Genomic DNA, 12,223 nt, shown 5'->3' with positions numbered 1-12,223 from the left:
ATGCCTGTGGAGGTGGGATTGACGGATCAAGCACTGGAGGCCGCGGATCGAACGACCGCTGCGCCCTGGCGTCGGGCGGAGGCGTCGCGCGCCGCGCAGATCGCCCGGTTCGTGCGCCTCTACCTCATCCTGCCCGCCGCGATCATCGCCATCTATCGCAGCACCCAGATGTGGTACGGCTATCCGACGTCCCAGACGGAGAATGCCAGCAACGACCCGTTCCTGATGCAGATGGTGCTCTATTCGCTGGTGCCGTTCATCGCGCTGACGACCATCGCATTGCCGCGTATGGCCGCGCGCGCGGTGCTGCGACTGGGGCCGCTGGTCGGCCTGCTCGGCATATTCCTGATCGGCTCGATCCTGGCATCGGCCAACCCGATGAGTTCGCTGCGCGGCTTCATCGCCATGATGCTCATCGTCCTGCCGATGCTGTACCTGGCATCCTGTTTCGGTGCGAAGGCCTCTTTCGACATCGTGTGGCGGGTGATGGCGGTGCTGCTGGTCGTCAACTTCACCTACTCCATCCTGTTTCCGGGCATCGCCTTCATGAGCGGATCGCTGAACGGCGCGATGCGGGGCATGTTCGTGCACAAGAATGCCTTCGGGGCCTATTGCGCGCTGACCTTCGTCATGTTGCTGCCGCCCGATTTCGACATTCGGCGCTGGGACCGGCTGCTTCGTCTGGCATTGTGCGCCGTGGCGGCGGTGGGGGCGAAGCTGTCGCTGTCATCGACCGCGATCGTCCTGTTGATCGTCGGTACGGGCGTGGTGGTCATCACCGGCTTCATGAGCCGTATCGAACAACGGACGCTGCGCGCCATCGCCTTCGCCCTGGCGCTATCGCTGATCATCGTCCTCGCCAGCGGGGCGGGTGTCGCGCTGCTCGGCGAGGTGGCGGGCAGCTTCGGCAAGGACGTGACCCTGTCGGGGCGCGCGGAAATCTGGGAAGTGCTGTGGCCGGTCGCGCTCGACAAGCCGTGGCTGGGACATGGCTTCGCGATCTTCCGCCAGACCTCCTATTTCCAGCAGTTCACCAGCACCATCGCCTGGGGTCCGCGATCGACCCACAACACCTATCTGGAGATCGCGCTGAATTCGGGCTTCCCCGCGCTGTTCACCTGGGTCGCGATCATGCTGGCGGCGATCTTCCGCGGCATCCTGCTGATCGATCCGTCGTCGCCCGACTATCGCCCGATCCAGAAGGCGCTGGCGGCGATCGTCATGGCGCTGCTCGTGTCCACCAGCGAGGCGGGGCAGATGCTGGCTCCGCAGGCGACCTGGCCGATCCTGGTCCTGTCGCTATATTGCATCGCCATTTCCGACGGCACGCGCCGCCTTCGCCGCCCCTCCTCCGATCGGGGGATTTCGAAGGCGGACTGGACACCCGCCAAGCGGCGCGCGGTATAAATCGCCCCCGCCGTCGAAAGATGGTGCATATCGGCATAGAAGACCCGGCGCTTTCCGTCCCGAAACAGACAGCCGGCCGGATCGCAGAGCGGCGGCACCGGATCGAACAGCATGACGCCGGGGCGCTGCGCCACCTGCCGCGCGACGGCCTCCCGCGCGCGATCCGGCATCACGGACTGCCAGGGCATACGGTCCTGTCGCACCTCCCTTTCCCGCTCGCCCAGCACGCGCGCGAGGGAGGTGCGGACCGGCATGAGGTCGTTCAGCGCCATGCTATGCGGATCGGCGGAGAAGCGCGGGATGTCCTGCACCACGATGACGGTCCGCTCCAGTTTCCGAAGGGTATCGATCATCCGACCCAGTCCGGCCTCCAGCGCCAGCCTTCGCCTCGCCACATCCTCCCGGCCATCGGCGCTCGCCTCCAGCAGCGATGACCAGTAGCCAGCGAGGATGACCGTGCGTATCCGGGGATGCGTCCGGATGATTGCCAGCGCCTCCGCCAGAAACGCCGCGCACTCCGCGCTATGGGTAGGGTGATTGGCGAGGAAATGGTCGTAGCCCAGGATCGGCTGGCACGAGGATTTCGTCATCTGGTACAGGGATAGCGAACGGGCTGAGGCCATATCCGCGATCCCGGCGACCAGCGCGTTGGCGTGGCTGTCCCCGATCAGCGCGACCGCCGCTCCGGTGCCGGATGGAAGGCAGGCGCGCATCGATCGGGGGGCGGTCGCGCCATATGCCACCAGGCAGTCATTGCCGATCGCGCTGCGAACATCGGCGTCGACCTGCCTCACCGAAGCGGCGGCCCAGCGCGCCATTCCGCCGCTGACGAAGATCAGGAAGAGCGAGCCGATCCCCGCTGCCCAAAGGGCGGCATAGCGCCGCCCTGCGATCCCGCGCTCGCCACCGCCCCGCCGGAACGGAATCTCGACGAAATGATAAGTGGCGATGGCGATCAGCAGCGTGCCGAGGATCAACCCACCCCTTACGGCGGCACCGACTTCTATCCCCAGGATATGCACCACGGCGACGGGCGGCCAATGCCAGAGATACCAGGAATAGGAGACCCGCCCCAACCCGACCATCGGTGCCGAGGCGAGCAGCCCCCGCCCCAAGCCGGAAACGCCCGGCATGACGACCAGTCCGGTGGCAGCGACGGCAAGGACCTGTCGGAGCAGCACCGGCTGGCCCTGCGGGAGGAACAGCGCCAGGCCGAGCAGCAGGGCCGCCGCCGGCAACAGGGCCGCACGCCGCCTGACCAGTCCCCCAAAACTGCCATCGGGCGAGCCCAGCGCGATCAGGGCCCCGGTCCCGAGCTCCCACAGGCGGAACGGCATGAGATAAAAGGCCGTCACCGGCCGATAGTGAACGGTCAAGACAGTGGCGGCGAAGGAGAATAACGTCGCGACCAGGACGACTCGACGCAATCCCTCGCCGCCGCGCCGGAGCCCGAACAGGATGACGGGCGGGATGACGAGATAGAATTGCATCTCGACGGAAAGCGACCATCCCATCAGCAGCAATTGCCGAACGGCCTTGGGTGAGAAATAATCGGTGAATGCCAGAAAGGCGACGTTGGAAACCCCGGTCAGCGTCGCGGTCGCGGTCAGCGCATAGATCTTCAACTCATAGGGCGTCAGGATCAGGCAGGCGAGCAGCGTCGTGACGATGACGACGCAAAACAGCGCAGGGATCAGCCGCCGAACGCGCCGCAGGTAAAAGTCGCGATAGCGAAAGCACCCGGTTTCGATCGAATGCCGGAGGATCGCGGTGATCAGAAAACCGCTGATGACGAAGAATATGTCGACGCCGACATAGCCCGCGGAGAATGGCGGGACCTCATAATGGAACAGCACGACCAACAGGATGGCGATCGCACGAAGTCCGTCGATATCGCGGCGATATGCCACGTCCGCCGCCTTCGGCGCGCTTGCCTGCATTGCTCGACATCCTCTGCAAGCTTCTTACCTGCACGAATGCTCCTTCCAGAGCGGTCGATCGCCGTCCAGCACCTGGGACCATGCACGATCATGCTATAACCGAAACGATGCACCACTGGGCGCAGTCGCCGCCGCTGACGTGACCCCCGTTTCTTCATCCAACTGGAAGTAGAGACCGTCTCCTTAAAGGGACGGACGGAATGAAGCGGAAGCAGTTTTCGGAAGAGCAGATCATCGGCATCCTGAAGGAGGCCGAGGCGGGTGCGGTGGTGACGGAGCTGTGCCGCAAGCACGGGATGTCGAGCGCGACTTACTATGCGTGGAAGGCGAAGTTCGGCGGCCTGGAGGTGTCCGACGCAAAGCGCCTGCGGTCGCTCGAAGAGGAGAACGCCCGGCTCAAACGGCTACTGGCGGACACGATGCTGGACAATGCGGGGTTGAAAGACCTGCTGTCAAAAAAGTGGTGACGCCCGCCGCGAAGCGGCAAGCGGTCGCGCATCTCCAGGCGACGCTGGGGATGAGCGAGCGGCGGGCATGCACGGTCGTTGGGGCAGACCGCACGAGCATGCGGTATCGCTCGTGCCGGGCGGATGATGGCGACCTGCGGTCGCGGCTGCGCGAGCTGGCGCAGCAACGCCGACGGTTCGGCTATCGGCGTCTGCACATCCTGCTGCGCCGGGACGGCATCACGATCAACCGCAAGAAGACCCAGCGGCTCTATCGTGAGGAGGGTTTGACGGTCAGGCGCCGGAAGGGACGAAGGCGCGCCACAGGCAGCCGTGCGCCCGCGTCAGTGCTGGCGCTTCCCAACCAGCGCTGGAGTCTGGACTTCGTCCACGACCAGCTCGTGACCGGCCGTCGGTTCCGCGTGCTCAACATCGTCGATGACGTCACGCGCGAATGCCTTCGGGCGGTGGTGGACACGTCGATCTCGGGCCGGCGGGTCGTGCGCGAGCTGGCCGATCTGATCGCCGAGCGTGGCAGGCCGAAGATGATCGTCAGCGACAACGGGACCGAACTGACGTCGAACGCGGTGCTCGCCTGGTCCGGCGATGCCCGCATCGAGTGGCATTACATCGCGCCGGGCAAGCCCACGCAGAACGGGTTCGTCGAGAGCTTTAACGGTCGCATGCGCGACGAGCTGCTCAACGAGACGCTGTTCTTCACCATCGGTCAGGCCCGCTCGATTCTGGCCCGCTGGGTCGACGACTACAACAACGAGCGTCCGCACTCCTCGCTCGGCTACGCCACTCCGGCAGCCTTCGCTGCCGGGCTCGAACAGCAACGGGCGGGGTTAACCCCGCCCGTTGCTTCACCTGCGCTTATGCGCGAAAACCACGGTCGGTCTCTGGTTGCCGCTGGATGAAAGACCGGGGTCACGTCACCGCCTAGCGGCTGTCGAAGCCCGAAAAACGACGATGGGCGGACCGATAGGAATCGGCCCGCCCATCATTTCGTCCGCTGATTGCCGGTCGGGAGATAGGCCCCCGGCCGACCGCCGGATTACAGCACCAGCATGTCGCCCGCGCTCAGGTGCGGCGTCAGGTCGATGACCAGCGCGCCCTGGTCATAGCTGCCGCCGATTGCCGCCTTGTAGACGAAGCTGTCGCTGGTCTTGTGGTCGGCCACCATCCGCATATTGGCGTCGGCGTCCAGCGTGTAGGTGAAGGCACCGGTGCCGTCGATGTGAAGCGTGCCATAGGCCCCCTTCAGATCGACCGCGCCCTTGCTCAACTGCTGCCCGCCGACCGTGCGGAGCGACAGGGTGCTGCCGTCCGAGGTCAGGTCGTTGGTCGAGACATTGCCGACCACCGTCTGGGCATTGGCGGCGATCTTGTAGAAATCGTCCACCGCCTTGGCCTTCTCGATCGGCTGACCGGCCTTCAGCGCCGCCTTGGCCGCCGCGCTGCCCGAGTCCTGCGTCCGGATATAGGCCGCCAGATCGATCGTCAGGTTCGACGTGACGACCTTGCCACTGTCATTGGCCTTGTACTGGAAGCTCTCCACCGGAGCGCTGACATTCTTCAGCTTGGCGAGCGCGTTGCTGTCCAGCTCATAGGTGAAGTGGCCCTTCTGATCGATGTGCAGCGTGCCGTAGGTGCCCTTCAGGTCCAGGCCGCTGGTGCCGATGCGCGTGCCGTTGAACGAGCTGAGCGACAGCTTGTTACCGGCCGCGTTGATGTCGTTGTCCATGATGTTGCCTGACATCTTGGTACCCGACACATCCATGGCATAGCGATCGGCGTTGATCCCGACCTTCAGCACCTTGTTCAGATTCTCGCTATAGCTTTCCTGGAGCAGCTTGGCCGCGGCGGCGTCCGCCTGAGCCTTGGCGATCGCCACGGCCTGCGCCTTGGCGGCGGCGTCGACCTGGGCCTGGACGGCGGCGGCGGCTTCGGCTTGCAGGCCCGAGGGGGCATTGGCCGCCGTCGTCTGGACATTGCCGACGACATTGAACGCACCGGTCAGGCCGTTGCCCTTGATCTGCGACAGGGTGCTGTCGATGACCACATTGTCGTGGAAGGTGCCGGTCGTCTGCTTGTCGATCTTCAGCGCGGCGGTGGCGACGCTGACGAAAGTGTTCTTGCTGATGTCCATATTCTGGCGCGTGACGTCGCCATCGCGCGACAGACCGGTCAGCGCCACGCCGAAGTTCGATCCGACGATCTCGTTGCCCGAAATCTTGTAGTTGCCCAGGTTGATCCCGGCGCTCGCCATGATCGCCGAGGACCAGCCATATTTGTTCTGGCCGCTGAGCTTGTTGTCCGTGATCTCGACGTCCCAGCCGTTGATCGCGATGCCGAAGCTGCCGCCCTTCACCTCGTTGCCCGACGCGACGACGTTCGACGAATTGTTGACGATGATCCCGCCCTTGGTCGAATCCGGCGAGGTGCTCTGGTCGATGACGTTGCCGGTCATCCGGACGTTGGAGGAGTTGGTCACCTGAATGCCGTCGGCGGTGCCGCCCTTCAGGTTCGTCATGACGTTGTTGACGATCTTCAGGTCGGTCATGTCGACGACATAGATGCCGTCGTTCGACACATTGTCGAACTTGCTGTTCGAGATGGTGACGTTCTTGCTCGTCTTCATCGAGATGCTGCCGGTCCCCGTCCCGGCCCCGGCATTGATCAGCGAGACGTGATCGATGACCCAATTCTCGGTCTGCGCCGCGTAGATCGCGTTGAAGCTGGTCGAGAAGGTCAGATCCTTGATGACGATGTTGCTCGTCTTCGTCCCGTAGATACCCTGCTTGCCGACGAAGGTCGGGTCCGTGCCCTGCCCATAAGCGGCGATGGTGATCGGCTGGTCGGTCGTGCCCGAACCATTGATCGTCAGCATGTCGGCAAAGCTGCTGCCGCGCGCCAGCAGGACCGTGTCGCCGGCCTTGAGCTTCATACTGGAAATCTTGGCGACGGACTGAAACGCCGTGCCCGCACTCGTGCCGCTGTTCTTGTCAGAACCGTTGGCGGCATCGACATAATAGGTCGTCATGTTCCGGCTTCTCCGGGGAAGAGAGCAGAGGTCTTCCCGATGCGGAGCGTGTGGCAGCGACGGTGGAAACGACGGGTTACATCCTAGGGTTAACGTTTCGTACACACTAAAACATTGTCGGAACGTCGTAAATTTCGCGGCAGGCCAATGCCGTTAACATCTGTCGTCGGCGCGCCAGCTATTGGGGCAAAGGATGTAGCGCATCCGTGGAGACAGGACGCACGAACGCCGGCGACCTTGCGGCCACCGGCGTTCGGCGGAGTTCGAAAACGGTCGCCGTGTGGGCGGCGACCGATCGCGAATTAGAGAGCCGGCGCGGCCGAGTTGAACGCGATGTTCAGCAGGGCGTAGTCGGTGTTGTTGCCTTCGCCATTCTGGCCGTCATGCGGCTTGTAGGCGAACTTCTCGACGCCCTGAGCACCGCCCAGCGCGATGGTGTCGGGGTCCGAATAGTCGACCTGGTAGGTGAAGGCGCCGTTGCTGCTGATCGTCAGGGTGCCGTAGACGCCCTTGATCTGCACGTCGGTCATGTCGGTGATGTGATAGTTGGTCTTGGTGGCCAGATCGATCACGCCGCCGACGTGCAGCGTATCGCCATCGGGATCGCTGTCGTTGAAGAGGACGTTGCCGCCCACGATGCCCGAGTTGGTCGACACGAAGTCGTCGACCGCCACCGGCTTGCGGTTGGCTTCGCCACCGATGTCGAACGAGACATAGGCCTGATCGTACATGCCGCTGCTGTCGCGGATCTTGATCTTGAACTCTTCGACCATGGTCTGGCCGTTCTTGATGTTCAGACCGGCGTTCAGCTCATAGGTGTAGGTGCCGTCCTGAGCGATGGTCAGCGTGCCATACTTGCCCTGGAAGACATTGCCGCCCTTGCCGCCACCGATCGTGCCAGCGACATAGCCGTCGTTGACGCGAGCAACGGTGATCGTGTCGCCGTCGGCGTCGGTCGCGTTCTGCAGGATGTTGCCCGAGATGGTGCGGGCGTTCTCGTTGAACGAGATCTTCTGGTTCGGAAGGTCGGGACGACTCGGCATTGTAGGGACTCCCCTGTTTTTCGCTTTAAGTAGCGGTTTGGATTGCAGTGCTGGCCATGCGGCCGGTGTTGATGACCAGATGGTTAGCGCCGTGTTAACCAGAAAACAGCAGAAATGTTTCGTCCCTTTTCGCGACTGTCCCATGATGAGGCGGATATGACGGCGCGCGCAGTCCCGACGCGGCGCACTGTTTCGGTCGACGGAACCAAGTTGACCCTGCCGTGTTCTTCCGGCCTTTTGCCCTTATTCATTGGGCGGGGGACCAAGATCACGAAGTAATGGTCAGTGTAGCAATTGCTCCGACACATCGGTCATTGCGAAAATGGCGGATTTCCGCGATTACAAACGATATGATATTATAACCATATCGTAACGATCCTTATCTGGGAATATGAACGGTTCCTGTCAGATAGGGTCGACTTTGGCGCGAATAGGTCATTCCGTCGTCCGAATGACGCCGCTCGCCCGTTTGGATGAAAATAAAACTACAAAATGAAGAAAGCGCGATGACTCTCGGTGGCGAGAGGCCGGAATCGCTCTTGGCATCCTGCCCAAGATGAGGCCGCTCCCTGGCGGCTAACGGTTCACCGCTACTGATGCACGTTCTGCCGTAAGCGAAAAACGAATCGGATTCGCGGGAAAGATGGTCCGAGACCCGAATTGCGGTCCCGGACCATGAATTTTCCAAAAGGCTTTACCGTAGCTTGCCCTTGTCCATCTGGGAGACGCGCTCCGCGATCGCCCGGATCATGCGCGGTCGCGGATGGGTGCCGGTCCGCGGGGTGCCTGATCCGTCATTGGCGTTGGGCGCGAAGACCTCTCCTCCGACGTCGACCACCGTTCGTGCGCCGTTATAGCTGAGCTTGCACGTCCAGGCGCCGGGTTGACCGGTGATCGCGATGACGGATGCGAAGTCGACCGCCCCGCCCGGTATCCATTGCAGGACGTCCCCGAGTTCCGGCGCATCGGCCAGGACGATGCTGTCATAGGTCGCCGTGCCGTCGGTCCCCGCCTGCTGCGCCAGGGTCGTGACGAAGAAGGGTTCGGGCCATTTGCCCTGCGTATCGGCCAGACCGGCGGCGCGCATCACGTCGATATAGCCCGCCAGCGTGCCGTCCATCCCGGCCTCCTTGTCGGCCTCCAACTGGTAGCGGACACCGTTCGGCCATTCGCCGCCGACCTGATACCCCTGGTTCGCAAGCGTCCGGAACCCGTCGGTGGAGTTGGGATGAATGACCTGCCCGACCGCGATGATCGGCGTTCCGGGGTGACGCGCGAGGATACGGTCGTTCAGTACCTTCCAGTTGGCGCGGGTCGTCGCATAGCTCCCGCTTTCATAATCGTTACGGCCCATCTGGTTGAGGATGCAGGTGAAGGGTCGCCGCCCGCCGTTCATCGCCACCACCTGATCGACGATATCCCAGCGTTTGGCCGAGTTGGTCGAGATCAGTTCGCGCTTGGACGCCGCGCCCGGCAGGCCGATCATCATGTGCGGAATACGCCCATAGGGGCCGTCCCGATCGAGCCAGCGACGAAGCCACCCCATATTGCGCCGGGTATCGGCAGCCAGCACGCTATCGGACTGGCGTTCACCGAGCGAATCACACACGACCAGCGGCACCGGACGCCCGTCCCATCCCTTGGCAACCATGAAGTCCGGGCCGTAATAGGCCGGAAAGGATGCCCCTTCGAGCGAGCCGGTGCTGGCCGTGTCCGTGCCGATCAGCGCGATCAGCGCCGCCGCATTGTCCGCACCCCATACCCGCTCGCCGCGCTGGCGCATGATCTGGTGCACCGGGATCTGCTTCTCCCCGGCGGCGGTCGCATAGAGCGTATAGACCGTCACCTGCGCCAGCGGCGGCACCGCGACCGACAGGTCGTCGGTCCACACCCCCAGCGCGCCGCTGGCGATGCTCGTCCCCGCCGCTCCTCCGAAGCTGCACGCCCGCGCTTCGCCGCCGTTCACCGCGATCCAGACGCCATATATAATAGTCGCGTTTCCCGGCAGCACCGTCTCCTGCGGGCTGTTCCCCCCTTCGGTGCAGGCGAAGCCCGAATAATGAAGCCGGAGATGGTCGATCGCATATTGCGGCGAACCGAAGATCAGTTTGGTCATGACGAAGCGCGTGTCGGCCTGCGCGGTGACGAGCGTGCCCGAAGGCACCCGCGCGCCGGTCGCCCAGAACATATAGCGGTCCTGATCCGCCAGCATTCGCGGATTGCCGAAGGCCGGGCGATTGCCCGAATAGTCCCCCGCCATATCGCTCACGCCTCCCCGATCAGGTCGGCGGCGGTGGTGCCCGTGGCGCGGACGAAGCCGGGGCGGACATTCAGGTAAACCCCGCTCGCGACATTGCGATAGACGACATCCGCCGCGCCATCGACCCCGCGCAGCGTGATATGGCCGCCGGTGCCGACGAACAGCCGCTTGGGCACCACGGCCAACGGCACGCTATCGCTCGGCGCGATGGCGAAAGGTGCGCGCGACGGCGCGCTCAGGCTGTCGATGTTGAACGGATCGGCCATGGCTCTTCTTCCCCCTGTAAATGCCGCGAACGGGACCGTCCGGGACATTGTTCTTCATATGTTCCTTTTATAGCTGTAGGAAAGCCCCGATGGAGCGGGTATCGGCGGCGCGTCACATCACGGTCGCGCGGGCGGCGGGCGGCCTGAATTCGGGCCGCAGCGGGAATAGGATAGCATGAGCAACACAGCCGGAGGTGTCGGAAAGCGGATCGCAAAGGGGAGCATGTGGCTGACGGCGGCGCGGGTCGTCGTCAATCTTTCGGGGATGGTCAGCACGGTCATCCTGGCGCGCCTGCTGGTCCCCGCCGATTTCGGCCTGGTCGCGATCGCGGCGACGCTGATGCAGATCGTCACCTCCATTACCGAAATGTCGCTGTCGCAGGCGCTGATCCGGCTGGACGAGCCGACCGATGCCGATTTCCATTCGGCCTGGACCCTGTCGGCGTTGCGCGGAGTCACGATCGCGGTCGTGCTATCCGCCTCCTCCCCCTTTGTCGCGAATATCTATGGCGATCAGCGGCTGATCCCCATCCTGATCGTGCTCGGCGGCGGCGCGCTGCTGTCGGGGCTCGCCAATCCCTGGCTGGCGGTGTTCCAGCGACGGCTCGTCTTCTGGCAGGAATTCGTCCTGTCCTCCGCATCGAAGATGAGCAACGTCATCGTCGCCGTCGCGGTCGCCTGGTATTTCCAGAGCTATTGGGCGATCGTCGCCGGGATCGTCGCGATGTACGCGTCCAACGTCATCGTCTCCTATTGCATCATGCCCCGCCTGCCCCGCTTCTCGCTGGGAAGCTGGCGGACGCTGTTGTCCTTCTCGGTCTGGACCAGCGCGTCGCAATTGGTGAACGCGCTCAACTGGCGCGCGGACCAGTTGATGGTCGGCAAGATCGCGACGCCCACCGTGCTCGGCTATTATAATGTCGCGTTCAACCTCGCCAATCTGGCGACGCGCGAGACGACGCTGCCGCTGACCAAGACGCTGTTTCCCGCCTTCGCGTCGATCAAGCACGACAAGCCGCGCCTGACCGCCGCCTATATCAAGGCCGACCGGCTGCTGGTCGCGCTGGGCGTGCCGGTGGGCGTCGGCTTCGCGCTGGTCGCCGAACCGATGGTCGCGCTGTTCCTGAACGCCAAATGGCTGCCCGCCGTGCCGATCATCCAGGCGTTCGCGGTCATCTTCGGGCTTCAGGGCGTGGCCGGACTCGCGACGCCGCTGGGCATGGCGCTGGGTTATGTCCGGTTGCTGTTCATGCGCGATTTGCAGGTCCTGCTCGTCCGCCTGCCGCTGATGGTACTGGGCGCCATCTTCTTCGGCGTCCCCGGCCTCGTCGCGACGCGCGTTCTGGCCGGACTGTATCAGGTCAGTGTCGGGATGATGCTGGCCCGCCGTCTGGCAGGCGTCAGCATCATGCGGCAGATCGCCACGCATATGCCCACCCTGATCGGATGCATCACGATGTCGCTGGGCGTCTGGGCCGTCGCCGATCGCGGCTGGCGGGTCATCGGGGGCTTCGATCTGGCCCAGGAACTGATCCTGCGCGTCATCGTCGGTGGTCTGGTCTATCTGGTGACCCGCTTCGCCATCTGGTTCGCGATGGGCCGCCCCGAAGGACTGGAGCGTGATGCCGCCGCGATGCTGGGGAAGCTGCGCCGAAAGGTCGCATGACGGCCGTCCCCGGTCGCGTCCGGCCGGGACGTGTCATTTGGGGACAAAAGTTACGACGGTTTCAATTCCCCGCGTGGTGAAGCGACGCCGAACCTGCAATTATCGTGACATTGCGCCGTGTTGGGGTGGTGCAGGAATGGGCCCGTTAA

General features: G+C 63.8%; 7 protein-coding genes and 1 pseudogene. 3 read left to right on the top strand and 5 right to left on the bottom strand.

The features are described from left to right. Positions 1-1,113: pseudogene (locus QE379_RS10560) on the top strand (O-antigen ligase family protein); the annotation flags it as partial. Between the two features lie 71 nt (positions 1,114-1,184). Here the strand turns inward: QE379_RS10560 and QE379_RS10555 are convergent. After that, a complete protein-coding gene (locus QE379_RS10555) occupies positions 1,185-3,317 on the bottom strand; it encodes an acyltransferase family protein (RefSeq protein ID WP_307000286.1) in 2,133 nt (710 codons plus the stop codon). Between the two features lie 230 nt (positions 3,318-3,547). Between QE379_RS10555 and QE379_RS10550 the strand changes: the two genes are divergently transcribed. Continuing rightward, positions 3,548-4,713 (top strand): IS3 family transposase gene (locus tag QE379_RS10550; protein ID WP_373461696.1). Its coding sequence is split into 2 segments (ribosomal slippage): positions 3,548-3,809 and positions 3,809-4,713, totalling 1,167 coding nucleotides; the frame shifts between segments, so codons are not numbered across the junction. 137 nt (positions 4,714-4,850) lie between these two features. Here the strand turns inward: QE379_RS10550 and QE379_RS10545 are convergent. The 4 genes from QE379_RS10545 to QE379_RS10530 all read right to left on the bottom strand — a co-directional run bounded on the left by QE379_RS10545 (position 4,851) and on the right by QE379_RS10530 (position 10,408). Next, positions 4,851-6,839, bottom strand: coding sequence for a right-handed parallel beta-helix repeat-containing protein (locus tag QE379_RS10545; protein ID WP_307000282.1), 1,989 nt, complete (start codon positions 6,837-6,839; stop codon positions 4,851-4,853). Between the two features lie 302 nt (positions 6,840-7,141). Continuing rightward, positions 7,142-7,882 (bottom strand): Ig-like domain-containing protein, encoded by a 741-nt coding sequence (locus tag QE379_RS10540; protein ID WP_307000280.1) that lies wholly within the window; start codon positions 7,880-7,882, stop codon positions 7,142-7,144. 694 nt (positions 7,883-8,576) lie between these two features. Then, positions 8,577-10,151 carry a hypothetical protein gene (locus QE379_RS10535; protein ID WP_307000278.1) on the bottom strand — a complete coding sequence of 525 codons (1,575 nt, stop codon included), beginning with the start codon at positions 10,149-10,151 and terminating at the stop codon, positions 8,577-8,579. Next, on the bottom strand, positions 10,148-10,408 hold the full coding sequence (locus QE379_RS10530; RefSeq protein WP_307000276.1) for a hypothetical protein: 261 nt from the start codon (positions 10,406-10,408) through the stop codon (positions 10,148-10,150). Before QE379_RS10530 ends, QE379_RS10535 begins: the two co-directional genes overlap by 4 nt. A 175-nt stretch (positions 10,409-10,583) precedes the next feature. On the opposite strand from QE379_RS10530, the gene QE379_RS10525 reads away from it, so the two are divergent. Beyond that, a complete protein-coding gene (locus QE379_RS10525) occupies positions 10,584-12,074 on the top strand; it encodes a lipopolysaccharide biosynthesis protein (RefSeq protein ID WP_307000274.1) in 1,491 nt (496 codons plus the stop codon). Positions 12,075-12,223: the final 149 nt, after the last annotated feature.

It is taken from the genome of Sphingomonas sp. SORGH_AS_0879, assembly GCF_030819175.1.
Taxonomy (GTDB): Bacteria; Pseudomonadota; Alphaproteobacteria; order Sphingomonadales; family Sphingomonadaceae; genus Sphingomonas.
This window is presented reverse-complemented; position numbering and strand designations above follow the sequence as displayed.